The sequence below is a fragment of the Streptomyces sp. NPDC052701 genome (assembly GCF_040678355.1).
Taxonomy (GTDB): Bacteria; Actinomycetota; Actinomycetes; order Streptomycetales; family Streptomycetaceae; genus Streptomyces.
This window is the reverse complement of record NZ_JBFATO010000021.1, coordinates 17614-43389: the sequence shown is the minus strand read 5'-3', so window position 1 is coordinate 43389 and position 25776 is coordinate 17614. Positions and strand designations below refer to the sequence as shown.

18 protein-coding genes, 1 tRNA gene and 1 pseudogene are annotated in these 25776 nt (G+C 73.5%); 15 read left to right on the top strand and 5 right to left on the bottom strand.

The features are described 5' to 3' along the window. Positions 1 to 514: 514 nt before the first annotated feature. A pseudogene (locus AB0L29_RS22905) lies at positions 515 to 769 on the bottom strand (IS701 family transposase); the annotation flags it as partial. 554 nt (positions 770 to 1323) lie between these two features. Here AB0L29_RS22905 and AB0L29_RS22900 point away from each other — a divergent pair. The 14 genes from AB0L29_RS22900 to AB0L29_RS22835 all read left to right on the top strand — a co-directional run bounded on the left by AB0L29_RS22900 (position 1324) and on the right by AB0L29_RS22835 (position 18197). Further along, positions 1324 to 2505 (top strand): ROK family transcriptional regulator, encoded by a 1182-nt coding sequence (locus AB0L29_RS22900; protein ID WP_365829582.1) that lies wholly within the window; start codon positions 1324 to 1326, stop codon positions 2503 to 2505. A 148-nt stretch (positions 2506 to 2653) separates the two neighbouring features. Continuing rightward, positions 2654 to 4171, top strand: a complete 1518-nt coding sequence (locus tag AB0L29_RS22895) for a sugar ABC transporter ATP-binding protein (RefSeq protein WP_365829581.1) — start codon at positions 2654 to 2656, stop codon at positions 4169 to 4171. Further along, positions 4168 to 5187 carry an ABC transporter permease gene (locus AB0L29_RS22890; protein ID WP_365829580.1) on the top strand — a complete coding sequence of 340 codons (1020 nt, stop codon included), beginning with the start codon at positions 4168 to 4170 and terminating at the stop codon, positions 5185 to 5187. The genes AB0L29_RS22895 and AB0L29_RS22890 overlap by 4 nt, the downstream gene beginning before the upstream one ends. A 17-nt stretch (positions 5188 to 5204) precedes the next feature. Beyond that, positions 5205 to 6248 (top strand): substrate-binding domain-containing protein, encoded by a 1044-nt coding sequence (locus AB0L29_RS22885; protein WP_365829579.1) that lies wholly within the window; start codon positions 5205 to 5207, stop codon positions 6246 to 6248. Positions 6249 to 6349: 101 nt separating this feature from the next. Further along, positions 6350 to 7792, top strand: a complete 1443-nt coding sequence (locus AB0L29_RS22880) for a Gfo/Idh/MocA family oxidoreductase (RefSeq protein ID WP_365829578.1) — start codon at positions 6350 to 6352, stop codon at positions 7790 to 7792. A gap of 14 nt (positions 7793 to 7806) precedes the next feature. After that, complete coding sequence (locus tag AB0L29_RS22875) at positions 7807 to 8805, top strand: sugar phosphate isomerase/epimerase family protein (protein ID WP_365829577.1); 999 nt, start codon at positions 7807 to 7809, stop codon at positions 8803 to 8805. A 395-nt stretch (positions 8806 to 9200) separates the two neighbouring features. Beyond that, positions 9201 to 10460, top strand: a complete 1260-nt coding sequence (locus tag AB0L29_RS22870; protein WP_365829576.1) for an inositol-3-phosphate synthase — start codon at positions 9201 to 9203, stop codon at positions 10458 to 10460. Continuing rightward, positions 10457 to 11440 (top strand): SCO3242 family prenyltransferase, encoded by a 984-nt coding sequence (locus AB0L29_RS22865; RefSeq protein WP_365829575.1) that lies wholly within the window; start codon positions 10457 to 10459, stop codon positions 11438 to 11440. Before AB0L29_RS22870 ends, AB0L29_RS22865 begins: the two co-directional genes overlap by 4 nt. Positions 11441 to 11757: 317 nt before the next feature. Continuing rightward, a complete protein-coding gene (locus AB0L29_RS22860) occupies positions 11758 to 12717 on the top strand; it encodes a sugar phosphate isomerase/epimerase family protein (RefSeq protein WP_365829652.1) in 960 nt (319 codons plus the stop codon). Then, positions 12714 to 13463: an EboA domain-containing protein gene (locus AB0L29_RS22855; protein WP_365829574.1), complete on the top strand. Its 750-nt coding sequence runs from the start codon at positions 12714 to 12716 to the stop codon at positions 13461 to 13463. Before AB0L29_RS22860 ends, AB0L29_RS22855 begins: the two co-directional genes overlap by 4 nt. Next, complete coding sequence (locus AB0L29_RS22850) at positions 13463 to 14356, top strand: TatD family hydrolase (protein WP_365829573.1); 894 nt, start codon at positions 13463 to 13465, stop codon at positions 14354 to 14356. The genes AB0L29_RS22855 and AB0L29_RS22850 overlap by 1 nt, the downstream gene beginning before the upstream one ends. 3 nt (positions 14357 to 14359) lie before the next feature. After that, complete coding sequence (eboE, locus tag AB0L29_RS22845) at positions 14360 to 15601, top strand: metabolite traffic protein EboE (RefSeq protein WP_365829572.1); 1242 nt, start codon at positions 14360 to 14362, stop codon at positions 15599 to 15601. Further along, a complete protein-coding gene (locus AB0L29_RS22840; RefSeq protein WP_365829571.1) occupies positions 15598 to 17016 on the top strand; it encodes a nucleotide pyrophosphatase/phosphodiesterase family protein in 1419 nt (472 codons plus the stop codon). Before eboE ends, AB0L29_RS22840 begins: the two co-directional genes overlap by 4 nt. A gap of 125 nt (positions 17017 to 17141) precedes the next feature. Further along, the gene (locus AB0L29_RS22835; protein WP_365829570.1) at positions 17142 to 18197 is read left to right on the top strand and encodes a sugar phosphate isomerase/epimerase; all 1056 of its coding nucleotides are present in this window, start codon (positions 17142 to 17144) and stop codon (positions 18195 to 18197) included. Between the two features lie 128 nt (positions 18198 to 18325). Here the strand turns inward: AB0L29_RS22835 and AB0L29_RS22830 are convergent, their stop codons facing one another. From AB0L29_RS22830 to AB0L29_RS22815, 4 genes are read right to left on the bottom strand one after another with little or no spacing between them, the layout of a single operon-like run. After that, positions 18326 to 19714 (bottom strand): OFA family MFS transporter, encoded by a 1389-nt coding sequence (locus tag AB0L29_RS22830; protein ID WP_365829568.1) that lies wholly within the window; start codon positions 19712 to 19714, stop codon positions 18326 to 18328. Between the two features lies 1 nt (position 19715). After that, positions 19716 to 21905 (bottom strand): acetate--CoA ligase family protein, encoded by a 2190-nt coding sequence (locus AB0L29_RS22825; RefSeq protein ID WP_365829567.1) that lies wholly within the window; start codon positions 21903 to 21905, stop codon positions 19716 to 19718. A 1-nt stretch (position 21906) separates the two neighbouring features. Beyond that, on the bottom strand, positions 21907 to 23148 hold the full coding sequence (frc, locus tag AB0L29_RS22820; RefSeq protein WP_365829566.1) for a formyl-CoA transferase: 1242 nt from the start codon (positions 23146 to 23148) through the stop codon (positions 21907 to 21909). A 12-nt stretch (positions 23149 to 23160) separates the two neighbouring features. Beyond that, positions 23161 to 24843: a thiamine pyrophosphate-binding protein gene (locus AB0L29_RS22815; protein ID WP_365829565.1), complete on the bottom strand. Its 1683-nt coding sequence runs from the start codon at positions 24841 to 24843 to the stop codon at positions 23161 to 23163. Between the two features lie 474 nt (positions 24844 to 25317). Here AB0L29_RS22815 and AB0L29_RS22810 point away from each other — a divergent pair. Next, positions 25318 to 25402: transfer RNA gene (locus AB0L29_RS22810), tRNA-Leu, on the top strand. Positions 25403 to 25776 lie beyond the last annotated feature (374 nt).

Sequence of the window (25776 nt, the reverse complement as noted above, 5' to 3'; positions counted from 1 at the left end):
TGGTTCGCTGCATGTAGCCACGAACGCGCAGGCACACAACTCGCCCACAGGGCCATGCGGGGCGAGAAGGGCGAGGCGTCGACATCACTTCGTGCCGTATCCGGCACAGCTGTCACTCGCTTTATGCGGTGACAGATCGACGCAGGTGTTGTTCGAAGTGCGCTGGGTCAAGGACGGCCTGCCGAGGCCGAGGCGGTCTCCGGCGCGAAGAATGCCCGACGTAGGTGGTTTGCTACCCGGAAGTGCACCCGACCGGGACCTCCACAACTCATGAACACCGTTTTTTGGTACTCCGGCAGCGGTTCGAGTCGTGAGCTGCGTTTTCGATAGTGACAGCGGCGGGCGATGGCTTGGAGGCGTCTTCTCCAGGCCGGCCACCTCAGTGCGTGGGTGACGGCATTGCGGTCGGCTCGTGGGTGGGGCAGGAGAGCGTCCAGGAGTCGCCGTATCCCTGCCACGGTGAGCGAGGCGAGGGCTGATCCGTTTCTGCAGTCCTCTTTGCTGCAGCACCGGCCTGGGCTGCGAGTGCTGTCAGGAAGGCGTGGGCGAGTATCACCAGGGTGATGTGCCGGTACCAGCCGATGTGGCGGCGGACCTCGTAATGGTCGAGGCCGCATTCGTTCTTCGCTGCCTGGAAGCACTCCTTGATCGCCCAGCTGGAGCCGGCGATGCGGACCGGCTCGGCCAACTCGATGCCGACGGGTGCGTAGGCGAGGTGGTAGCCGGGCTCGCCGGGGTCGGACAGGCTGCGGCGGGCCATCACCCAGCGGTGATGAGTGGGCGGATCGGGGTCGAAGATCGGGTCGGCGGGCAGCTTGGCCGCGGCCCGGTCGTGGACGCCGGGCCCTTGGTGCCGTCGCCGCAGGCCCAGCAGGCCTCGGGCAGGGTCCCGCATCCGCCACCGCAGATCCGCCGGACCGGACCGGCCCGCCACCCGCTCGAATGCGGAGTCCAACTCCGCGGACCGGCACCTGACTTCGGTCATCCCCTCCATGCCAGGGCAGCGACAACCGCCGGCTCAGGACGTGAACCGCTGCTGGAGGACCAGGACCTGTCGTCGCGGTGCAGGCGGGAGTTCGACGACAGGGCTCAGGACCCGCCGGAGCGCCGCCGGGGACGCACCGGAGCGGAACACGCCGGCGCGCGCCCGCGCCCCGGAACGGGTCTTTGTCCTGTGAGTGGAGAAAGTCGGAAGCAATTCGTGCGTTACTTCTTCCCACTCGTGGCGGCCGCTGCTACGTTCCTCTACCGAAGCAAGCCGCAAAAGCGGTGGTGAACCGGCGCGCACAGGCCGGTCGGGGCGGGGAGGGGCTCGTGAGACGCATGACCGCACGACCCGCGAACGCCCATCAGGCCCGGCTGCTGAAGCTGTTGCGCGACGGCGGCCCCAACTCCCGTGCCCAGCTGGGCGACCAGGTCGACCTGTCCCGGTCCAAACTGGCCGTGGAGGTGGAACGGCTGCTGGAGACGGGCCTGGTGGTGGCCGACGGACTCGCCGCCTCGCGCGGCGGCCGGCGCTCCCACAACGTCCGGCTCAACCCGCACCTGCGGTTCCTCGGCGTCGACATCGGCGCGACCTCGGTCGACGTCGCCGTCACCAACGCCGAACTGGAGATCCTCGGGCACATCAACCAGCCCATGGACGTCCGCGAGGGCCCGGTCGCGGTCTTCGAGCAGGTCCTGGCCATGGCGGCGAAGCTGAAGGCCTCGGGACTCGCGGAGGGCTTCGACGGCGCCGGCATCGGCGTCCCGGGCCCGGTCCGCTTCCCCGAGGGCGTCCCGGTGGCCCCGCCGATCATGCCGGGCTGGGACGGCTTTCCCGTACGGGAGGCGCTCAGCCAGGAACTCGGCTGCCCGGTCATGGTCGACAACGACGTGAACCTGATGGCGCTGGGGGAGCAGCACGCGGGCGTCGCCCGCACCGTCGCCGACTTCCTCTGCGTCAAGATCGGCACCGGCATCGGCTGCGGCATCGTCGTCGGCGGTGACGTCTACCGCGGTACGACGGGCAGCGCCGGCGACATCGGGCACATCCAGGCCGTGCCCGGGGGCCGCCCCTGCGCCTGCGGCAACCGGGGCTGCCTGGAGGCCCACTTCAGCGGGGCGGCCCTGGCCCGGGACGCCACCGAGGCCGCCCAGCAGGGCCTGTCCGCCGAACTCGCCTCGCGGCTGGAGACGAACGGCGCCCTCAGCGCCGTCGACGTCGCCGCCGCGGCCGCCGCGGGCGACGCCACCGCGCTCGACCTGATCCGCGAGGGCGGCAACCGCACCGGCCAGGTCATCGCCGGCCTGGTCAGCTTCTTCAACCCGGGCCTGGTGGTGATCGGCGGCGGGGTGACCGGCCTCGGCCACACCCTGCTCGCCGCGATCCGCACCCAGGTCTACCACCAGTCGCTGCCCCTGGCGACCGGCAACCTGCCCATCGTCCTGGGCGAGTTGGGCCCCACCGCCGGAGTCATCGGCGCGGCCCGCCTCATCAGCGACCACCTGTTCTCCCCCGCGTAAGCACCACCGCACACCACGGTTCAAGCCCGACACGGTTCACGCACACCACGGTTCACCAGTACCGCGCGCCGCTCCGCCCTGCCCGACACCGCTCCCCGCAAGGGGACCACCCTGCAACCGGCCCGCACGCCCGCCGAGGGGAATCCGCATGGCACCAGAACCACCGCTGCTCAGCATGTCCGGCATCACCAAGTCGTTCCCCGGAGTCCGGGCCCTGGACGGCGTCGACCTCGAGGTCCAGGCCGGCGAGGTGCACTGCCTGCTCGGCCAGAACGGGGCGGGCAAGTCCACCCTCATCAAGGTCCTGGCCGGCGCCCACCAGCCCGATGACGGCACCATCCGCTGGCGCGGCGAGCCGGTCACGCTCCGCTCGCCGATCGCCGCCATGCGCCTGGGCATCGCCACCATCTACCAGGAACTCGACCTGGTGGAACACCTGTCGGTGGCCGAGAACGTCCACCTCGGCCACGAACCCACCGCCGCCGGCTTCGTCGTCCGCGGCAAGGCGGCGCGCGCGTCGACGGCCCGGCTGCTCCGGCGGCTGGGGCATCCGGAGATCGACCCGGCGCGACTGGTGGGCGCGTTGTCGGCGGCGCAGCAGCAGATCGTGTCCATGGCGCGGGCGCTCTCCCACGACGTACGGCTCATCGTGATGGACGAGCCGTCCGCCGCCCTCGACCCGGACGAGGTCGACAACCTCTTCCGCATCGTCGCGGACCTCACCGCCGAAGGCGTCGCCGTCGTCTACATCTCGCACCGCCTGGAGGAGATCCGCCGCATCGGCGACCGGGTCACCGTCCTGAAGGACGGGCGCGCCGTCGCGGGCGGCCTGCCGGCGAAGACGACGCCGACCCGCGAGGTGGTGGCGCTGATGACGGGGCGCAACGTCGAGTACGTCTTCCCGGACCGGCCCGCCTCCCCGCCCGGCGGCACCCCCGTCCTGCGGATCGAAGGGCTGTCCCGGCAGGGCGAGTTCGAGCCGTTCGACCTCCAGGTGCACCCCGGCGAGATCGTGGGCCTCGCCGGACTCGTCGGCTCCGGCCGTTCCGAGATCCTGGAGACCGTCTACGGCGCGCGGAAACCGACCTCCGGCCGGGTCCTGGTCGACGGCCGCCCGCTCAGGCCCGGCAGCGTGCGCGCGGCCGTCCGCGCCGGACTCGGCCTCGCCCCCGAGGAGCGCAAGGCACAGGCCCTGCTCATGCTGGAGTCCGTCACCCGGAACGTGTCGGTGTCCTCCCTGTCCCGCTTCGCACGCGGCGGCTGGATCGACCGGGGCGCCGAACTGGGCGCCGCCCGGGCCGCGACCCGCGAACTGTCCCTGCGGCCCGACAACCCGTCGGTGCCGGTGCGCACCCTGTCGGGCGGCAACCAGCAGAAGGCCGTCCTGGCGCGCTGGCTGCTGCGCGGCTGCCGCGTGCTGCTGCTCGACGAACCCACGCGCGGTGTCGACGTGGGCGCCCGCGCCGAACTGTACGCGGTCGTGCGCCGACTGGCCGACGAAGGCCTCGCCGTGCTCCTGGTCTCCAGCGAGGTGCCCGAGGTCCTCGGCCTCGCCGACCGCGTCCTGGTGCTCCGCGAGGGGCGCGTCGTCCACACGGCGCCCGCCCGCGAACTCGACGAGCACCGCGTCCTCGACCTCGTCATGGAAGGAAGCCCGGCGTCATGACGCAGCCCGTCTCCCCGCCGCGGAGCGGTACCGACAAGATGCCGTCGGTCGACCGGCTCCCCGCCTGGCGCGGCCTCACGGCCCGCGCCGACGTACGCACCCTCTCCCTGCTCGGCGTGCTCGTCGTGCTGATCCTCATCGGCGGGATCACCAAACCGGACGAGTTCCTCGACACCCGCAACCTCCAGCTCGTCCTCACCCAGGCCTCCGTGATCGGTGTCGTCACCGTCGGCATGACCTTCGTCATCACCTCCGGCGGCATCGACCTGTCCGTCGGCGCGATCGTCGCCCTGGCCTCGGTGTGGGCGACCACGGTGGCCACCCAGGAGTACGGCTTCGGCGGCATCCTGTTCACCGCGGTCGCCGTCGGCGTCGGCTGCGGCCTGGTCAACGGACTGCTCATCGCCTACGGCGGGATGGTCCCGTTCATCGCCACGCTCGCCATGCTGGCCTCCGCCCGCGGCCTCGCCCTGCAGATCACCGACGGCAGGACGCAGATCGTCACCGTCGACGGCGTCCTCGACCTCGGCGAACGCGACGCGTACGTCCTCGGCGTCCCCCCGCTGGTCCTGGCCTTCGCCGTCGTCACCGTCATCGGCTGGCTGGTGCTCAACCGCACCACCTTCGGGCGCCGCACGGTCGCCGTCGGCGGCAACGCGGAGGCCGCCCGGCTCGCCGGCATCGACGTACGCCGCCAGCGGCTGTACCTCTACCTGCTGTCCGGGCTGTGCTGCGGCGTCGCAGCCTTCCTGCTGATCGTCCTGTCCGGTTCCGGCCAGAACACCAACGGCAACCTCTACGAACTCGACGCGATCGCCGCCGCGATCATCGGCGGCACGCTGCTCAGCGGGGGCCGCGGCACCATCACCGGCTCCGTGCTCGGCGTCCTGATCTTCACCACCATCACCAACATCTTCGCCCTGAACAACCTGCAGAGCGACGTCCAGCAGATCGCCAAGGGCGCGATCATCGTCGCCGCCGTGCTGGTCCAGCGCCGTACCGCGAGCACGACCTGAGGAAAGGGTTCACCGCCATGACACAGTTCACCAGCCGCAGAGGACTGCTCTTCGGGACCGCCGCGGTGTCCGCCGGGGCCCTCCTCGCGGGGTGCACGAGCAACGAGCCCGAGGACTCCGGCGACGAGCCCGCGGCCAACGACCGGCCCGCCGACGACAAGCCCGGCAAGCCCGTCACCATCGGCTTCGCCGGCCCGCAGGCCGACCACGGCTGGCTCAACGCCATCAACGACAACGCCAAGAAGCGCGCCGGGAAGTACTCGGACGTCACGCTGGAGATCACCGAGGGCTCCAACGACACCGCCCAGCAGATCGGCCAGATCGAGACCCTCATCAACAAGAAGGTCGACGTGCTGGTGGTGCTGCCCGCCGACGGCAAGGCGCTCACCCAGGTCGGTCTGAAGGCGATGCGCGCCGGCATCCCCGTCGTCAACCTCGACCGGGTCTTCAACACCCCGCAGGCCTACCGCTGCTGGATCGGCGGCGACAACTACGGCATGGGCCTCAACGCCGGCCACTACATCGGCGAGAAGCTGAAGGGGAAGCCGAACGCCCGCGTCGTCGAACTCGCGGGTCTGGACAACCTGGAGCTGACCAAGCAGCGCACCCAGGGCTTCGACGACGCGCTGAAGAACTACCCCAACATCAAGAAGGTGGCCCGCCAGGCCGCCGAGTTCACCGTCGAGTCCGGGCAGGCCAAGATGGCCCAGCTGCTGCAGGCCCAGCCGGAGTTCGACGCCCTGTGGAACCACGACGACGACCAGGGCGTGGGCGCCCTGCGCGCCGTCGAACAGGCCGGGCGCGACGACTTCCTGATGGTCGGCGGCGCGGGCGCGCTCTCCGCCTTCCAGGCCATCAAGCGGGACGACGGCGTGCTCAAGGCGACCGTCCTGTACCCGCCGACCATGGCCGCCTCCGCGATCGACCTCGCCCGCGCCCTCGGGCAGGGCAAGGGCGTCGGCGGCCTCGCCGAGTACGAGATCCCGGCCTCGCTCACGCTCTACTCGGCCGTCGTCGACAAGACCAACATCGACCAGTACATGTCCACCGGCTTCAAGTGAGGCGCCCCGCACCGCAGTCCCGGCCGGCCGGACCGGCCGGCCCGGCCGGAGCGGTCGGGTCCCCATCCCCACCGCGCCACGACGACGAGGAGGACACTCCCATGGGACAGCCGCAGCAGCCCGACGGGGCCGGGGCGGAGGCAGGGGCCGGCGGGCCCGCCGCCGGGGCCGGGGACACGGCCGTGCCCGGGGCCCGTGCCGGGACCGGGCTGGAGGCCCACGCCGGGCCGGGACCCGGAACGCGCCCCGCGGCCGGGGCGCACCCCGTCACCGGGCTCGGGACGCACCCCGGGAGCCGGGGCACGCCCGGCGCGCCCCGCACGACGGCCCCCCGGACCGGGAGCGCACCCGCCGCCGACGCCGCCCCGCCCGGCCCGGGCAGGCCACCGCTGCGCGTGGGCATGGTCGGCTACGCCTTCATGGGCGCCGCCCACTCCCAGGGATGGCGCACCGCGGGCCGCGTCTTCGACCTGCCGCTGGACCCCGTGCTCGCCGTCATCTGCGGCCGGGACGCCACCGCCGTGCGCGCCGCGGCGGACCGGCACGGCTGGGCGGCCACCGAGACCGACTGGCGCGCCGTGGTCGAACGGGACGACGTCGACCTCGTCGACATCTGCACCCCCGGCGACAGCCACGCCGAGATCGCCCTCGCCGCGCTCGCCGCCGGCAAGCACGTCCTGTGCGAGAAGCCCCTCGCCAACACCGTCGCGGAGGCCGAGGCGATGGCCCGGGCGGCCGAGCAGGCGCACGCCCGCGGGCAGGTGGCCATGGTCGGCTTCAACTACCGCCGGGTGCCGGCCACCGCGCTGGCCCGCCGCATGGTCGCCGAGGGCCGCCTGGGCAGGCTGCGGCACGTGCGGGTCGCCTACCTCCAGGACTGGCTCGTGGACCCGGGGTTCCCGCTGACCTGGCGGCTGCGCAGGGAACAGGCGGGCTCCGGCTCGCTCGGCGACCTCGGGGCGCACATTGTGGACCTCGCGCAGTACCTGGCGGGAGAGCCGCTGGCGGGCGTCTCCGCGCTCACCGAGACCTTCGTACGGCAGCGGCCCCTGCCCACCGGACCCGGCGGCGGCCCGTCCGCCGCCTCCGCCACCGGCGAGGTCACCGTGGACGACGCCGCCCTGTTCACGGGCCGCTTCACCTCCGGCGCGCTCGCCTCCTTCGAGGCCACCCGCTACGCCACCGGACGCAAGAACGCCCTGCGCATCGAACTCAACGGCGAGCACGGCTCGCTCGCCTTCGACCTGGAGCGGCTCAACGAGCTCTCGTACCACGACGGCACCGAGCCCGGCGCGCACGCCGGTTTCCGCCGCATCCTCGTCACCGAGCCCGACCACCCCTACCTGGACGCCTGGTGGCCGCCGGGCCACGGCCTCGGGTACGAGCACACCTTCGTCCACCAGGCCCGCGACCTGGTCCGGGCGATCGCCGAGGGCCGCAGGCCCGAACCCTCCTTCACCGACGGCCTCCAGGTGCAGCGCGTGCTGGCCGCGGTGGAGGAGAGCGCCGGGAAGAACTCCGTCTACACGCCGATCGCGGCCTGAGGAGGCAGATTCGGATGCCGCGCACCTTCACCCTGTTCACCGGCCAGTGGGCGGACCTGCCCCTGGAGGAGGTCTGCCGCCTCGCCCGCGACTTCGGCTACGACGGCCTGGAACTCGCCTGCTGGGGCGACCACTTCGAGGTCGACAAGGCCCTCGCCGATCCCTCCTACGTCGAGTCCCGCCACCAGCTCCTCGACAAGTACGGCCTGAAGTGCTGGGCGGTCTCCAACCACCTGGTGGGGCAGGCCGTCTGCGACGCCATCATCGACGAACGCCACCGGGCGATCCTGCCCGCGCGCATCTGGGGGGACGGCGAGCCGGAGGGCGTACGGCAGCGGGCCGCCGCCGAGATGAAGGACACCGCGCGCGCCGCGGCCGCCCTCGGCGTCGACACCGTGATCGGCTTCACCGGCTCCGCCATCTGGCACCTGGTCGCCATGTTCCCGCCCGCGCCCGCCTCGATGATCGACCGGGGCTACGAGGACTTCGCCGAGCGCTGGAACCCGATCCTGGACGTCTTCGACGCCGAGGGCGTGCGCTTCGCGCACGAGGTCCACCCGAGCGAGATCGCCTACGACTACTGGACGACCGTGCGCGCCCTGGAGGCGGTCGACCGCCGGCCGGCCTTCGGGCTCAACTTCGACCCCTCCCACTTCGTGTGGCAGGACCTCGACCCGGTCGGCTTCCTGTGGGACTTCCGCGACCGGATCTACCACGTCGACTGCAAGGAGGCCCGCAAGCGGCTGGACGGCCGCAACGGCCGCCTCGGCTCCCACCTGCCCTGGGGCGACCCGCGGCGCGGCTGGGACTTCGTCTCCGCCGGGCACGGCGACGTCCCCTGGGAGGACGTCTTCCGGATGCTGCGCTCCATCGGCTACCAGGGCCCCGTCTCGGTGGAGTGGGAGGACGCCGGCATGGACCGGCTCCAGGGCGCCCCCGAGGCGCTGGCCCGCCTGAAGGCCTACGACTTCGAGCCGCCGGCGGCCTCCTTCGATGCGGCGTTCGGCAACTGACGTCCGACCCCGGAGGGTCTTTGGAGGGCCCGGGACTCCCCGAGCCCTCCGGGTCCGCCCGGCGCTCCGGGGCGACGGCGCGCCCCGGCGTACGCACCCGCCCGCACCACCGGCCCCATCCACGGAGGCATTCGTGCACGGGAACGACCCCACCACCGGCACGGACGGAACCGGGACCCGCAGACGGCGCCCGGCCTTCCGCCGCCCGGCCCCGCACAAGGCGGTCGCCCCGCTCGGCGGGGCCCCGCAACCGCCCGCGAAGACCCCGGCACACGCGGCTTCGCGGGGCGACTGAGCGACGGCGGGCGGGGGACGCCGGACCCCCGCCCGCCGTCTTCACCACCCCACCGTCCCCACCTCCCCGCTGGGGTCCCCGTACGACAAGGAGGCTGCGCATGTCCGCGTCCCGTTCTGGTTCCCGTGTGGGGGTGTGGCTGATCGGAGCGCGCGGCTCCGTCGCCACCACGGTGGTGGCGGGATGCGCCGCCGTGACCGCCGGCCTGCACCCGCCGACAGGCCTGGTGACCGAGACGCCCGCCTTCGCCGGCAGCGGCCTGCCCGCGCTGTCGTCGCTGGTCTTCGGGGGACACGACACGGTGGACTGCCCGCTGCCGAAACGGGCGGAGGAACTGGCCGCCCAGGGCGTGCTGCCGCCCGGCCTGCCGTCCGCCGTCGCGGCCGAACTGGCCGCCGCCGACCGGGAGATCAGGCCCGGCGGCCCCCTCGCGGGCGACACGAGGCAGGCGGAGGAGCTGATCGCCGCGTTCACCGCCGACCTGCGCGACTTCGTACGGCGCCACGAGCTGGCGCGGGCCGTGGTGGTGAACGTGGCGTCCACCGAGCCCGCCGCCACCGGTGACGCGCTGCCGCCCAGCTCGCTGTACGCGGCGGCCGCCCTGCGCGCCGGCTGCCCCTATGTCAACTTCACTCCGTCCACGGGCCTGCACCATCCCGCCCTCGCCGCGCTGGCGGAGTCCTCCGGCCTGCCCCACGCGGGCCGCGACGGCAAGACCGGCCAGACGCTGCTGCGGTCCGTGCTGGGCCCCATGTTCGCGCAGCGGGCGCTGGCCGTGCGGGCCTGGTCGGGCACGAACCTCCTGGGCGGCGGCGACGGCGCGGCCCTGGCCGACCCGGCCGCCGCCGCGGCGAAGAACGCGGGCAAGGAGCGGGTGCTGGCCGACACCCTCGGCGCCGCCCCCGAGGGCGAGGTCCACATCGACGAGGTCCCCGCGCTCGGCGACTGGAAGACCGCCTGGGACCACATCGCCTTCGACGGCTTCCTCGGCACCCGCATGATCCTCCAGACCATCTGGCAGGGCTGCGACTCGGCCCTGGCCGCCCCCCTGGTCCTCGACCTGGTCCGCCTGACCTCCCGCGCCCACGAGACCGGCCGCTCCGGCCCCCTCGGCGAGCTCGGCTTCTACTTCAAGGACCCGGTGGGGGACGGGCCGTCGGGCCTGGCGGAACAGTACGCGGCGCTGAAGGACTTCGCGGGCGGGCTGCGGGGGCCGGGGGCCGCGGGGGCGCAGCCGGGCGGGGGAGAGCGGCGAGGGGGCGCCGCCGGGCGGGCGGACGCCACCGGGCGGACGGGCGCGTCCGGTGCGCGGGAGGCCGGCTCCGCCGAGCGCCCGGACGGCGTGGGGGAGCAGCGGTGAGGCGGGACGAGAGGACGGAACGGGCCGCCGAGCGCCCGAAGGCCGGCCGGAAGCGCGCCTGGGCCGAACTGCTGCGCCTGCCCGCCCTGTTCACCGTCCCCGGCGACGCACTGGCCGGCGCGGCCGCGACCGGCACCGCCCCCGGCCCCCGCACCCTGCTCGCCATCGGTTCCTCCCTGTGCCTGTACGAGGCCGGCATGGCCCTCAACGACTGGGCGGACCGCGAGGAGGACGCCGTCGAACGCCCCCACCGCCCCCTGCCCTCCGGCCGGGTCCGGCCGGCCGCCGCCCTCACGGCCGCCTGCGCCCTCACCGGGGCCGGACTGGCTCTGGCAGCCGCCGCCGGCCGCCCCGCACTCGCCGTCGCCGCACCCCTCGCGGCCACGGTCTGGGCGTACGACCTCACCGTGAAGCACACGCCCGCCGGTCCCGCGGCGATGGCGGCGGCCCGCGGACTGGACCTGCTGCTGGGCGCCGCGGCCACCGCCGGCACCACGCGCCGGGCCCTGCCCTCCGCGGCTCTGCTCGGCGCGCACACCCTCGCCGTCACGGCCGTTTCCCGCCAGGAGACCCGGGGCGGCTCGCCCCTGGCCCCACTGGCGGCCCTCGCCACCACCGGTCTGCTGACCCGCCTGACGGCACACCGCCCCCCGCCGCCTCCCCGCCACCGGCGGGAGCCGGCCGCTCCAGCCCGGCCGCACCCCGCCACGCCAGGCGGCCTCGAGCACCGGCAGGCCACCGCCCGGCTCGCCACCCTGCTCGCCACCGCCTACGCCGCGACCACCGTCCGCCCCTACGTCCACGCCGCCCTCAACCCCTCACCCCCGCTCACCCAACGCGCCGTCGGTGCCGGCATCCGCGCCACCATCCCCCTCCAGGCCGCGCTCACCGCCCGCGCCGGCGCCGCCGTCCCGTCCCTGCTCGTCGCGGCGCTGGCCCCGCTCGGGGCGAGGTTCGCCAGGAAGGTGAGCGTCACGTGAACCCGGACACCGGCCACCCCGGACACCGCGGCACACCCGAACAGCCTCACCTCACGGGCGCGGGCACGGGCCCGGACACAGGTACGGACGCGGGCACAGGTACGGGCACGGGCACGGGCACAGGCAGGGACACGGGCGCGGGCACCGGCACGGCACCTGGTGGCCGCGACGGAGGGCGGCGCCGGCACCGGGCGGCCGGTCAGCCCCCCGGCGCCGCCCCTCCCGCCACCCGGCGGGAGGGCACGCAGGCCGCCGCCGCGACCACCCCGGCCGCGCGACCCGCCACCTCCCTCCGCTTCGGCTACGGCACCAACGGCCTGGCCGACCTCCGTCTCGACGACGCCCTCGCCCTGCTCGCCGACCTCGGCTACGACGGCGTCGGCCTGACCCTCGACCACATGCATCTCGATCCGCTCGCCCCCGACCTCGCTGCCCGCACCCGCCGCGTCGCGCGCCGCCTGGACGCGCTGGGGCTCGGCGTCACCGTGGAGACGGGCGCCCGCTACGTGCTCGATCCGCGCCGCAAACACGGCCCCTCCCTGCTGGACGCGGACCCGGACGACCGGGCCCGCCGCGTCGGCCTCCTCGTCCGGGCCGTCCGGGTGGCCGCCGACCTCGGGGCGCACGCCGTCCACTGCTTCAGCGGCACCCTCCCGGCGGGCACCGACGAGGACACGGCCTGGGAACGCCTCGCCGAGTCGCTCGCCCCCGTCCTGGACGCGGCCACCACGGCCGGCGTCCCGCTCGCCGTCGAGCCCGAACCGGGCCACCTCCTCGCCACCCTCGCCGACTTCCACCGCCTGCGCCGCGCCCTCGGCGACCCCGGCGCCCTCGGTCTGACCCTCGACATCGGCCACTGCCAGTGCCTCGAACCCCTCCCTCCCGCCGACTGCGTCCGCGCCGCCGCACCCTGGCTGCGGCACGTGCAGATCGAGGACATGCGGCGCGGCACCCACGAGCACCTCCCGTTCGGGGACGGCGAGATCGACTTCCCGCCCGTCCTCGCGGCCCTCGCCGCCACCGGCTACCGGGGCCTGACAGTCGTCGAACTGCCCCGCCACTCCCACGCGGGCCCCCGCTTCGCCGAACACTCCCTCCCCTTCCTCCGCCGCGCGGCCCGGGCCGCGGCCACCCCGCCACCGGTCACCACGCCCGGCCCCGCCACCGCGCCACCCGCGCCCACGGCACCTCCCGGCGCTCCCCGCGTGCCCGTCCCGCACACCGCCCCACCCCCCGGCGAGCCCTCCGCCACCCCCGAAGGGAGCAGCACCCCATGACCCGCCACCACACCACCCCGGCGGCACCCACGAGCCCCCGGGACACCCGGCACACCGCGGTGACCGAGCACGCCGGGCAACCCCACGGCGACGCCTGCGCCCCCGCCTCGCCGGCCGAACTGCGCCGCCACCTCACCGCCCGCCTCGGCGGAGCCGCCCGCGCCTGGCTCGACCAGGCCCTCGACGAGGCCGCCGCCCACCCCGGCCTGCACGGCCCCGTCTCGGTGTGGGAGCTGCGCCTGGCCGAGGCCGGCCGCCGCTGCGGCCCCGCCCGGGCCGACGCCGCCCGCGTGCTGATCCTGCACGCGGCCCGCGCCGACGCGGACGCCCTGGCCCGGGTCTACCACCAGGGCACCGCCGACGAACGCCGCGCGGTCCTGCGGGCTCTGCCCCTCCTCGTGCCCGGGCCCGAGGCGCTGCCCCTCGTCGAGGACGCCCTGCGCGCCAACGACACCCGGCTCCTCGCCGCCGCCCTGGGCCCGTACGCCGCCCGGCACCTGGCCCCCCACCCCTGGCGCCACGCCGTGCTGAAGTGCCTGTTCACCGGTGTCCCGGTCGACAACGTGGCGGACCTGGCCCGGCGCGCCCGGGGCGACGGCGAACTCGCCCGCATGCTGGGCGACTACGCCGCCGAGCGCACCGCGGCCGGCCGTGCCGTCCCCGATGACCTGTACCGCGTCCTGGCCCTGACCGGGTCCCCGACCTCCTCGCACAGCACGGACCGCCCCCACGGCAAGGAGTCCTGATGCGCATCTTCGACCCCCACATCCACATGACGTCGCGGACCACCGACGACTACGAGGCCATGTACGCAGCGGGCGTCCGCGCCGTCGTCGAGCCCGCCTTCTGGCTGGGCCAGCCCCGTACCTCGCCCGCCTCCTTCCTGGACTACTTCGACTCCCTCCTCGGCTGGGAGCCCTTCCGCGCCGCCCAGTACGGCATCGCCCACCACTGCACCCTGGCCCTGAACCCCAAGGAGGCCAACGACCCGCGCTGCGTCCCCGTCCTGGACGAACTGCCCCGGTACCTCGTCAAGGACCACGTCGTCGCCGTCGGGGAGATCGGCTACGACTCCATGACCCCGGCCGAGGACGCGGCGCTCGCCGCCCAGCTGCAGCTCGCCGCCGACCACGGCCTGCCCGCGCTGGTGCACACCCCGCACCGCGACAAGCTCGCCGGTCTGCGCCGCACCCTCGACGTCGTCCGGGAGTCCGCCCTGCCCCTCGAACGCGTCCTGGTCGACCACCTCAACGAGACCACCGTCGAGGAGGCCAAGGACAGCGGCTGCTGGCTGGGCTTCTCCGTGTACCCGGACACCAAGATGGACGAGGAGCGGATGGTGGCGATCCTGCGCGCCTACGGGCCCGAGCGGGTCCTGGTCAACTCCGCCGCCGACTGGGGCAGGAGCGACCCCCTCAAGACCCGCAAGGTCGGCGACCTGATGCTGGCCGAGGGCTTCGACGAGGACGACGTGGACCTGGTCCTGTGGCGCAACCCCGTCGCCTTCTACGGACTCAGCGGCCGCCTCGACCTCGACGTCACCGCCACGCCGGCCACCCACGAGGGCAACTCCGTCCTGCGCGGCGCGCCACGGGACGACGGCCACGAGCCCGCCGGCGTCCCCGCCGCGGGGGTCTGAACCATGCGCTTCCGCCACCCCGACGGCTCCACCGTCCACCTCGCCTACTGCACCAACGTCCACCCCGCCGAAACGCTGGACGGTGTCCTCGCCCAGCTCCGCGACCACTGCGAGCCGGTCCGCCGCCGCCTGGGCCGCGACCGCCTCGGCATCGGGCTGTGGCTCGCCCGCGACGCCGCCCGCGCCCTCGTCACCGACCCGTCCGCCCTGCGCGGCCTGCGCGGCGAACTGGAGCGGCGCGGCCTGGAGGTCGTCACCCTCAACGGCTTCCCCTACGAGGGCTTCGGCGCCGAAGAGGTCAAGTACCGCGTGTACAAGCCGGACTGGGCCGACCCCGAGCGCCTCGACCACACCACCGCCCTGGCCCGCGTCCTCGCCGCGCTGCTCCCCGACGACATCCTCGACGGCAGCATCTCCACCCTCCCCCTCGCCTGGCGCACCGTCCTCCCGCAGGACCCCGGCACCGCCGCGGACCGGGGGGCCCGCATCGCCGAGCGCGTCGCCACGGCCCGCGCCGCCCTGCGCACCCTCGCCGAACGCCTCGACGCGCTCCAGGACCTGACCGGCCGCTCCATCCGCATCGGCCTGGAGCCGGAACCCGGCTGCGTCGTCGAGACCACCCGCGACGCCATCGCCCCGCTGACCTCGATCGGCCACGACCGCATCGGCATCTGCGTCGACACCTGCCACCTCGCCACCTCCTTCGAAGACCCGCACACCGCTCTCGACGCCCTCGCCGAGGCCGGCGTCACCGTCGTCAAGTCCCAGCTCTCGGCCGCCCTGCACGCCGAGCACCCCCGTCTGCCGGAGGTCCGCGAGGCCCTCGCCGCCTTCGCCGAGCCCCGTTTCCTGCACCAGACCCGCGCCTCCTCCTCCGCGCCGCCTGCGAGCGGGGAGGTACCCGGCGCCGCCGGACCGCGCGGCACCGACGACCTCGACGAGGCGCTGAAGGGCGACGCCCTGCCCGACTCGGCACCTTGGCGCGCCCACTTCCACGTCCCGCTGCACGCGCCCCCCGCCGAGCCCCTCACCTCCACGCTCCCCGTCCTGAAGGCCGCGCTGACCCGGCTCGTCGGCGGCCCGCGCCCGCTCACCCGCCACCTGGAGGTCGAGACCTACACCTGGCAGGCCCTCCCGCCCGAGCTGCGGCCCCGCGCCCGCGCCCAGCTCGCCGACGGCATCGCCGCCGAACTCGCCCTCGCCCGCGACCTGCTGACCGACCTCGGCCTGAAGGAACTGCCATGAGCACCCACGCAGCGGCCACGGGCACCCCCCGGGACGGCCGGGCCCCCACCCCGCTCCTCGTCCTCGACGTCGTCGGCCTCACCCCCCGCCTCCTCGACCACATGCCCCACCTCAAGGCGCTCGGGCAGTCCGGCTCCCGCGCGCCCCTGGGCACCGTCCTGCCCGCCGTCACCTGCGCCGCCCAGTCCACCTTCCTCACCGGCACCCTCCCCTCGGAGCACGGCATCGTCGGCAACGGCTGGTACTTCCGTGAACTCGGCGAGGTCCTGCTGTGGCGCCAGCACAACGGACTCGTCGCCGGGGACAAGCTCTGGGACGCCGCCCGCCGCGCGCACCCCGGCTACACGGTCGCCAACATCTGCTGGTGGTACGCCATGGGCGCCGACACCGACATCACCGTCACCCCCCGCCCCGTCTACTACGCCGACGGCCGCAAGGAACCCGACTGCTACACCCGGCCTGCCGACCTGCACGACGAACTCACCGAGAAGTTCGGCACGTTCCCCCTCTTCCACTTCTGGGGGCCGGGCGCGGACCTGGTCTCCAGCCGCTGGATCATCGACGCGACCCGCCACGTCCTGCGCACCCGGCGCCCCGACCTGACCCTGTGCTACCTCCCCCACCTCGACTACGACCTGCAGCGCTTCGGCCCCGACGACCCGCGCTCCCTCAAGGCGGCCGCCGACCTGGACGCCGTCCTGGCCCCGCTCCTGGACGACGCCCGCGCCGAGGGCCGTACCGTCGTCGCGCTGTCCGAGTACGGCATCACCCCGGTGCGGCGGCCCGTCGACGTCAACCGGGCCCTGCGGCGCGCCGGCCTGCTGGAGGTGCACACCCAGGACGGCATGGAGTACCTGGACCCGATGGCGTCCAGGGCGTTCGCGGTGGCCGACCACCAGATCGCCCACGTCTACGTCCGCGACCCCGGGGACCTCGACGCCGCCCGGGCCGCTCTGGACGGACTGCCCGGCATCGAGCGACTCCTGGACGACGAGGGCAAGAAGACCCACCACCTCGACCATCCACGGGCCGGCGAACTCGTCGCCGTCGCGGAGCCGGACGCCTGGTTCACGTACTACTACTGGCTCGACGACGCCCGCGCGCCCGACTTCGCACGGCTCGTCGACATCCACCGCAAACCCGGCTACGACCCGGTCGAACTGTTCATGGATCCCCTCGACCCCTACGTCAAGGTCAAGGCGGCGGCCGCGCTGGCCCGCAAGAAACTCGGCATGCGCTACCGCATGGCGGTCGTGCCGCTGGACCCCTCGCCTGTTCGCGGCAGCCACGGCCGTCTTCCCGCGAGCGACGACGACGGTCCGCTCCTCATCTGCTCCACCCCCCGCGCCGTCGGCGACCGCGTCGCGGCCACCGACGTGAAGTCACTCCTGCTCCGTCTCGCCGGACTCGCCTGACCGAACGGCCACGACCGGCACGGACCGGCCCGCACCGCAGGCCCGCACCGGCTTTCTGCCTCCGACTGGTCCCAAGTGAAGCACTCACCACTGACAACGCCGTCCGACACCGAGGAGTTCCAGGCATGAGCCGCATCCCCCAGCCCGACCCCGAACTCACCCACCGCCTCACCAGACGGGGCATGCTCGGTGTGGCCGCCGGAGCCACCGCCGCCGCCCTGCTCGGCGCCGCGGCGACCCCCGCGACCGCGGTCCCCACGACCCCCGCCCCCGCCCCCGCTCCCGGCTCCGCGGGCCGCGGCCGGCCCGTCCTGCCGCCCGGCCGGCTCGGCATCCAGCTGTACAGCCTGCGCGACAAGGTCTCCACCCTCGGCTTCGCCCCCGTCTTCGCCGAACTCGAGAAGTACGGCTACGACGAGGTCGAGTTCGCCGGCTACACCCAGGGCTCGGCGGGCCCCATCACCCTCGCCCAGCTCAGACGGCTGGCGAGGAACCACGGTCTGAAGCCGATCGGCAGCCACGTCGGCTACTACTCCGACGACCCGAACGCCTACACCTTCGCCCAGAACCTCACCAAGGTCCTCGACGACGCGGAGGCGCTCGGCCTGAAGCACATCGGCACGGCCGCCGGCCCGTTCCGCTACGGCTCCACCGTCGACGCGTGGAAGCGCGCCGCCGAGGACTTCAACACCTACGGCGCGGCGGCCAGGGCGCGCGGCATCAAGTTCTACCAGCACAACCACTCCGAGGAATTCTCCTTCGCCGCCGACGACCCCGGGGTCCGGCTCTACGACGTCCTGCTCGCCGAGACCGACCCCGACCTCGTCTACCTGGAGATGGACATCTACTGGGCGTACGTCGGCCAGTTCCGCTTCTCCAGGCGGCCGGACGGCACGCCCGCGCCCTTCGAACCCCTCGACTACGTCCTCGCGCAGCCGCACCGCTATCCGCTGTTCCACGTGAAGGACGGCGAGAGCGATCCGTCGAACCCGTACGGCTACCGCATGGTCGACGTCGGCGACGGTGACATCGACTACCGGCGCTTCATCTCCGCCGTGACCCGGCTGCGCGGCGAGCGCACGGCCCACCACTGGCAGGCCGAACACGACGATCCCGGCGACTCCTTCACGTTCGCCCGCCGCTCCAGCGCGCACCTGCACTCGCTCCGCGAGAAGTGCTGAGACCCCACCGGACACCTCACCGGACACCCCGCAGGACACCTCACCGGACACCCCGCAGGACCCCGGGAGGCCCTCCCCGCACCCGGGGAGGGCCTCCCGTCACGCCGCGCGGCCGCCGGCCCGGCTCCCTACGCAGTCTCCTCGCCGAGCGGATGCGGGTTGGGGACCACGTGCCGGGGCCCCGGCCTGCCCGGCGCCTTCAGGAACAGCGCGAGCACCGCGCAGGCCAGCCCGGTGCAGCCCGCCAGGACGAACGCCCCCTCGTAGTCCCAGGCGGCGACGACGACCGCGCCCAGGCCGGAGCCGACGAGCCCGGAGACCAGCTTGGAGCTGTAGACCATGCCGTAGTTGGCGGCGTTGTTGTTCTCCCCGAAGTAGTCCGCGGTCATGGCCGCGAACAGCGGGAAGATCGCCCCGCCGCCGAAGCCGGAGACCATGGAGCACAGCAGGAAGAACGGCATGCTGCCCGTCCGGCCGGAGACCAGCACGCCGAACTGGGCGGCGCCGAGCACCAGGCACACGATGACCAGTGTGCTGCGGCGGCCGCAGCGGTCGGAGATCCAGCCGATGACGCCGCGCCCGGTGCCGTTGACGATGGCCTTCAGGGACATCGCGGTGGCCACGATCCCGCCCGCGAACCCCATGTCCTTGCCGAACGGCACCTGGAAGGCGATGCCGAAGATGTTGATGCCGGCCGTGCACAGCAGGCAGAACCACATCATCCACAGGACGGGGGTGCGGGCGGCCTCCCCGGGGGTGTACTGCTTGACCGCCGGCGGGTTCTTCTCCAGTGCCCGGCGGATCCTGGGGTCGTCGGTCCGCCTGAGCGGGTCGACGTGCGCGGGCCACCAGTTCTTCGGCGGGTCCTTGAAGAACCAGCCGGCCGAGGCCACCACCAGGCAGAGCCCGGCCCCGGCCGAGACCAGCACGGTCCGGTAGTTGTCCAGGTCCATGTACGAGGTGAACAGGAACACGAAGGGCACGGACCCGTAGGCGAAGCCGCCGTTGACGAAGCCGGTCTTGCCGCCCTTGCGCTCCGGGTACCACTTGCCGACCATGTTGACGCAGGTCGCGTACACCAGACCGGCGCCGATGCCGCTGCACACGCCGAAGCCGAGGTAGGCGACGATCACGTGCGGCGCGTACGCCAGGGACAGATAGCCCACCAGGGTGCCGACCGCGCCGATCAGCATGGCCGTGCGGGCGGGCAGCCTGCCGCTCTCCCGCAGCTGTCCGGCCGGGAAGGCCACGGCCGCCTGGAAGAACACCCAGACGCCCATCAGCCAGAAGATGTGCCCGCTGCTCCACAGGTGGGCCGCGTGGAGGGTGTCCTCCGCCGACGTGAACGCGTACTCGGCGGAGCCGATGCCCATCATGCCCACCCAGGGCAGGAGGACCATCCACCTGCGCGGCCGGCCCATGACATCGATGTCGGTCTCGCCGATCCGGTACACGCGGCCGTTGCGGTCCGTCACCTCCCTGAAGGGGACGGACGTCGAGTGGTCGGTGGTCGTCATGTCACTCGGCCCCCCGCCCGTCTCCCGCTTCCGCGCCGGTGGAGGGGCCCTCGGCCCCCAGCCTCGACGCCGCCCGCGCCCAGCGGTACTTCGCGCCGAGCACGGCCACCGGTTTCTCGGTCGTGTACGGGTACGCCACGACCCCCCGCTCGAAGAGGTACCGGCACGCCTCCTCGACCTCGACGTCGCCCGCGAGCGACGCCACGACCGGCTTCTCGACGCCGCGCTCCCGGAACTCGGCCACCACCCGCGCGGTGAGCTCGGCGAAGACCAGGGGAGGCGTGACGATGGTGTGCCAGTAGCCGAGGACGAGCGCGTGGACGCGCGGGTCCTCCAGACCCAGCCGGATGGCCGCCTCGTACGTGGACGGGGGCTCGCCCCCGGTGATGTCCACCGGGTTGCCCGCGGCCCCGAAGGGCGGGATGAGCCTTTGGAAGGCCTCGTCCAGGTCCGGCGGGATCTCCATCAGGGTCAGGCCGTTGTCCGCGACCGCGTCCGACAGCAGGACACCGCTGCCGCCGGCCCCGGTGATGACCACGACGTTGTCGCCCCGCGGGGTGGGCAGCACCGGCAACGCGCGCGCGTACTCCAGCATGTCGTCCAGCCCGGGCGCCCGGACGACACCGGCCTGCCGGAGGATGTCGTCGTACACGGCGTCGTCGCCGGCCAGGGCGCCGGTGTGCGAGCCCGCGGCCCGGGCGCCCGCCGCCGTGCGGCCCGCCTTGAGCACCACGACCGGCTTCTTCGGCACGGTCGCCCGCGCGGCCCGCACGAAGGCCCGGCCGTCCTTGAGGTCCTCCAGGTGCATCGCGACGCACTCGGTGTGCGGGTCCTCGCCGAACCAGGTCAGCAGGTCGTCCTCGTCCAGGTCCGCCTTGTTGCCCAGGCCCACGATCGCCGACACGCCCGTCCCGGTGGTCCGCGCGAAGCCCAGGACCGCCATCCCGATGCCGCCGGACTGCGAGGTCAGCGCGACCCCGCCCTTGACGTCGTACGGAGTGCAGAACGTGGCGCACAGGTCCTGCCACGTCGAGTAGTAGCCGTAGATGTTCGGCCCGAGCAGCCGGATGCCGTGCCGTTCGGCGATCGCCACGATCTCGGCCTGGAGCTCGTGCTCGCCGGTCTCCGCGAACCCGGAGGGGATCAGCACGGCGTTGGGGATGTTCTTGCGGCCCACCTCCTCCAGGGCCCGGGCCACGGACCTGGCGGGGATCGCGAAGACCGCCACGTCCACCTCGCCGGGAACGTCGGTGACGCTCTTGTACGCCTTGCGGCCCAGGATGTCGTCGGCCCTGGGGTTCACCGGATGGATGTCACCGGCGAAGCCGCCGTCGACGAGGTTGCGCATGACCGAGTTGCCGATCTTGCCCCGCTCGGCGGAGGCGCCGATCACGGCCACCGACGCGGGCCGCATCAGGCGGCGCATCGAGATGAGGATCTCCTCGCGCGTGTACGTGCGGCGGGGCGGCGGCTGCGACTCGGCCAGGATCACCCGGACGTCGGCGGCGACCGCGCCGCCGGCCGTCGCGACGACCGGGTTGAGGTCCACCTCGGCGATCTCCGGGAAGTCCGTGACGAGCCGGGATACCCGGCGGATCTGCTCGGCGAGGGCCCACCGGTCCACGCCGGCCCGTCCGCGCACCCCGCACAGGACCTCCGCCGACCGGATCGAGTCCAGCATGGACAGGGCCTCGTCCGCGTCCACGGGAGCCAGCCGGAAGGTGACGTCCTTGAGGACCTCGACGAGCACCCCGCCGAGCCCGAAGGCCACCACCTTCCCGAAGGCCGGGTCCGTCACCGCGCCGACGATGACCTCCTGCCCCGGGGGCAGCAGTTCCTGGATCTGGACGCCCTCGACGCGGGCCCGGGGGTCGTAGGCGCGCGCGTTCTCCACGACGGTGCGGAACGCGGCCCGCACGTCCGCGGCGCCCTCGACGCCGACGACCACTCCGCCGGCGTCGGTCTTGTGCAGGATGTCCGGCGAGACGATCTTCATCACGACGGGCCCGCCGAACCGTGCCGCGCACGCCACGGCCTCCTCGACGTCCCGTGCCAGTTCCTCGCCCGGTACGGCGATCCCGTACGCGTCGGCGAGCACCTTGCCCTCGGGCGCGGTCAGCGCCGTCCGGCCGTCGGCCCGCACGGAGTCGAGGAGCGCGCGCACCCTGAGCACCCGGTCTTCGGCCGTCACCTCAGATCACCCCGTTCGACTTGAGCAGGCGCAGTTCCTCGTCGTCGAGACCGAGTTCGCCGACGAAGACTTCCTCGTTGTGCTCGCCGAGCAGCGGTGAGGCGGTCACCTCGACGGGGGAGTCGGAGAGCTTCAGCGGGCTGCCGACGGTCACGAACTCGCCGCGCTCGGGGTGCGGGACGCGTACGACCATCTCGTTGGCGGCCAGCGACCGGTCCTCGATGATCTCCTTGGTGGACAGGATCGGCCCGCACGGGATGCCGTGCGCGTTGAGCCGCTCCAGCACCTCCCACTTGGGCAGGGTGGAGGACCACTCCTCGATCAGCTGGAACATCTTGCCGAGCTTGGGCAGCCGGGCCTGGGGCGTCGCCCACTCGGGGTCGTCGGCGAGTTCGGGCCGGCCGACGAGCTCGCTGATCGGCTTCCAGCCGGCGGGCTGCACGATGACGTACACGTAGTCGTTCGGACCGCCCGGCGCGCACTTGACCGCCCAGCCCGGCTGACCGCCGCCCGAGGCGTTGCCGGAGCGGGGAACCTCGTCGCCGAAGTCCTCGTTGGGGTATTCGGCGAGCGGGCCGTGCGCCAGGCGCTGCTGGTCGCGCAGCTTCACCCGGCAGAGGTTGAGCACCGCGTGCTGCATGGCCACGTTCACCCGCTGCCCGCGCCCGGTGCGCTCCCGCTGGTACAGCGCCGCGAGGATGCCCGCCACGGCGTGCACGCCCGTGCCCGAGTCCCCGATCTGGGCCCCCGTCGCCAGCGGCGGCCCGTCCTCGAAACCAGTGGTCGACATCGACCCGCCCATGGCCTGCGCGACGACCTCGTACGCCTTGAAGCCGGTGTACGGGCCGTCCCCGAACCCCTTGATGGAGGCGTAGACGATCCGTGGATTGATCTCCTTGACGCGGTCCCAGGTGAACCCCATCCGGTCGACCGCGCCCGGTCCGAAGTTCTCGACCATGACGTCCGAGCGCCGGATCAGTTCGGTGAGGAGTTCCTTGCCGCGCTCGGTCTTGGTGTTGAGGGTGATGCTCCGCTTGTTGCAGTTGAGCATCGTGAAGTAGAGGGAGTCGACGTCCGGGAGGTCGCGCAGCTGCCTGCGGGTGATGTCACCGGTCGGCGCCTCCAGCTTGACGACGTCCGCGCCGAGCCACGCCAGCAACTGGGTGGCGGAGGGCCCGGACTGGACGTGCGTCATGTCCAGGACGCGGATGCCGTCGAGAGCCTTGGTCGGGGGCTGGGTCATGCCAAGCGCTCCTCACTTGTACATGGTCTGGTTCATGGTTCCGGGGGCGTACGCGTCCGGGTCGACCCAGACGTTGATCAGCGACGGCTTCCCGGACTCGCGGGCCCGGCGCAGCGCGGGGCCGATGTCGGCGGGGTCGCGGACCTCCTCGCCGTGGCCGCCCAGCATCCGGGCGAACTCGTCGTAGCGGACATCGCCGAGGGTGTTGCCGACCCGCTCGCGCTCCTTGCCGTACTTGGCGGCCTGGCCGTAGCGGATCTGGTTCATGGAGGAGTTGTTGCCGACGACGCCGACGAAGGGGAGGTCGTAGCGGACGAGGGTCTCGAAGTCCCAGCCGGTGAGGGAGAAGGCGCCGTCGCCGAAGAGGGCGACGACCTCCTTGTCGGGCCGGGCCTGTTTGGCGGCGAGCACGAAGGGGACGCCGACGCCGAGCGTGCCGAGCGGGCCCGGGTCCATCCAGTGCCCGGGCGACTTGGGCTGCACGACCTGCCCGGAGAAGGTGACGATGTCGCCGCCGTCGCCGATGTAGACCGAGTCCTCGGTGAGGAAGTCGTTGATCTCGCTGACCAGTCGGTAGGGATGGATGGGCGAGGCGTCCGAGCGCAGCTGGGGCAGTCGCTTGTCCAGGGCGCCCTGTTCGGCCGCGCGCAGTTCGTCCAGCCACTCCTTGCGCCGGGCGGCACCGGTGTCGGCACGGCCGGAGGCCGCCTCGGCCACCGACTTCAGCACCAGGCCGGCGTCGCCCACGATGCCGAGGTCGATGTCGCGGTTCCTGCCGACGGTCCGGTAGTCGAGGTCGATCTGCACGACCGTCGCCGTCGGTGACAGCCGTCTGCCGTAGCCCATGCGGAAGTCGAAGGGCGTGCCGACGACGACGATCACGTCGGCGTGGGAGAACGCGTACCGGCGGGAGAGCTGGAAGTGGTGCGGGTCGCCGGGCGGCAGCGTGCCGCGTCCCGCGCCGTTCATGTAGGCGGGGACGCCGAGGGCCCGCACGAGCTCGACGGCCGCGTCGGTGCCCCGGGTCGTCCACACCTGGCCGCCCAGCAGGATCGCGGGCTTCTCGGCGTGCACGAGCAGGTCGGCGAGTTTCTCGATCGCCTCCGGGTCCCCGGCCGACCGGGTGGAGGCGCGGTAGGCGCCGGGCCGCGGCACGCGTGCCTGGGCCACGGGCACCCTGGCGTCGAGGACGTCGCGCGGGATCTCCAGGAAGGAGGGGCCGGGCGCGCCGTGGAAGCACTCGCGGAACGCCATCGACACCATGTCCGCCACGCGCGCCGTGTGCGGCACGGTGGCCGCGAACTTGGTGATCGGCGTCATCATGTCGACGTGCGGCAGGTCCTGCAGGGACCCCATCTTGTGCTGGGCGAGGGCTCCTTGGCCGCCGATCAGCAGCATCGGGGACTCCGCGCGGAAGGCGTTGGCGACACCGGTGACGGCGTCGGTCGTCCCCGGTCCGGCGGTCACGACGGCGCAGCCCGGCTTGCCGGTGACGCGCGCGTAGCCGTCGGCGGCGTGGGCGGCGACCTGCTCGTGGCGGACGTCGACGACCTCGATGCCCTCGTCCACGCAGCCGTCGTAGATGTCGATGATGTGGCCGCCGCACAGCGTGTAGATGCGGTCGACCCCCTCGGCCTTGAGGGCTCTGGCGACGAGATGACCACCGGAGACGGCGTCCTGGGTGTCCTCGGGCATGGCGAAGTCCGTCCCTTCGTAGGGGAGTGGGAACGCTCTCGCGGTACATTGCATACAGTCGACGAATACTGTATGGAGCTTGTTATCCCGCATCCGAGGGCCGGTGTCCAGGGGTGCCCGGCACTTTCCGGTCACCGAGGCGGCCGGGCGGCCGGGCGGCCGGCGCGGACCGCCGACGGAGCACGCCGGTCCGCCGACGGGACCGCCGACGGAGCACGCCGGTCCGCCGACGGGACCGCCGACGGGACCGGCGACGGAGCGGCGACCGCCGGTGGCGACCGGTGGCGATCGGTGACGGTCCGGTCGCGGGACGGCGGCCGGATCATCACCGGAGGTGACGGCGCCGGGCCGCTGTGTCGCACGGCCCGCGCAGGGCTCCGGCGGACGGAAACGCAGGTGAAAGGCGCTCCGAAACCTTGGTATGGTTGTCCGTGTCGCCGCGGGGAACAGCCCCGGCACGGCGGCGGACACCTGGTCCGGGTGGCGGAATGGCAGACGCGCTAGCTTGAGGTGCTAGTGCCCTTTATCGGGCGTGGGGGTTCAAGTCCCCCCTCGGACACAGAGAAGACGAAGATCGAGAACTAGTGCGGGTCGAGGACTGCCTCGGCCCGCACAGTCGTATGCCCGCACCCCGGCCGCACGCCGAGGCCACGGCCCGGGGGCGACCGGCGGCGGGGAAAATGCCGTGCCGGCGGCCTGCCCGGTTCCCTACACTCGCCCCACACCACGCGCCGCCCGGCAGGGCGGCGCGTCGTCCCGACGAGTGAGGGGAGCCGGCCGTGCGAGACCGCACCGCTATCGTCGTTCCCCGCTCCCGGTACGAGGTGATCCTCGTGTCCTCGTCCGTCCGGTGCCCGCTGCGCGGTCGGCACCGGATGCCGTGACGAGCGTCCGACACGCCCTCCTGCCCACCTTCCGGCGCTCCCTCGCCGG

Excerpts from the sequence above, each read along its gene's own strand:
- AB0L29_RS22895 (WP_365829581.1), top strand. The coding sequence starts at position 2,654 with ATGGCACCAGAACCACCGCTGCTCAGCATGTCCGGCATCACCAAGTCG.
- AB0L29_RS22875 (WP_365829577.1), top strand. The coding sequence starts at position 7,807 with ATGCCGCGCACCTTCACCCTGTTCACCGGCCAGTGGGCGGACCTGCCC.
- AB0L29_RS22830 (WP_365829568.1), bottom strand. The coding sequence starts at position 19,714 with ATGACGACCACCGACCACTCGACGTCCGTCCCCTTCAGGGAGGTGACG.
- AB0L29_RS22815 (WP_365829565.1), bottom strand. The coding sequence starts at position 24,843 with ATGCCCGAGGACACCCAGGACGCCGTCTCCGGTGGTCATCTCGTCGCC.
- AB0L29_RS22900 (WP_365829582.1), top strand. The coding sequence starts at position 1,324 with ATGACCGCACGACCCGCGAACGCCCATCAGGCCCGGCTGCTGAAGCTG.
- frc (WP_365829566.1), bottom strand. The coding sequence starts at position 23,148 with ATGACCCAGCCCCCGACCAAGGCTCTCGACGGCATCCGCGTCCTGGAC.
- AB0L29_RS22855 (WP_365829574.1), top strand. The coding sequence starts at position 12,714 with ATGACCCGCCACCACACCACCCCGGCGGCACCCACGAGCCCCCGGGAC.
- AB0L29_RS22835 (WP_365829570.1), top strand. The coding sequence starts at position 17,142 with ATGAGCCGCATCCCCCAGCCCGACCCCGAACTCACCCACCGCCTCACC.
- AB0L29_RS22870 (WP_365829576.1), top strand. The coding sequence starts at position 9,201 with ATGTCCGCGTCCCGTTCTGGTTCCCGTGTGGGGGTGTGGCTGATCGGA.
- AB0L29_RS22880 (WP_365829578.1), top strand. The coding sequence starts at position 6,350 with ATGGGACAGCCGCAGCAGCCCGACGGGGCCGGGGCGGAGGCAGGGGCC.
- AB0L29_RS22840 (WP_365829571.1), top strand. The coding sequence starts at position 15,598 with ATGAGCACCCACGCAGCGGCCACGGGCACCCCCCGGGACGGCCGGGCC.
- eboE (WP_365829572.1), top strand. The coding sequence starts at position 14,360 with ATGCGCTTCCGCCACCCCGACGGCTCCACCGTCCACCTCGCCTACTGC.
- AB0L29_RS22885 (WP_365829579.1), top strand. The coding sequence starts at position 5,205 with ATGACACAGTTCACCAGCCGCAGAGGACTGCTCTTCGGGACCGCCGCG.
- AB0L29_RS22890 (WP_365829580.1), top strand. The coding sequence starts at position 4,168 with ATGACGCAGCCCGTCTCCCCGCCGCGGAGCGGTACCGACAAGATGCCG.
- AB0L29_RS22850 (WP_365829573.1), top strand. The coding sequence starts at position 13,463 with ATGCGCATCTTCGACCCCCACATCCACATGACGTCGCGGACCACCGAC.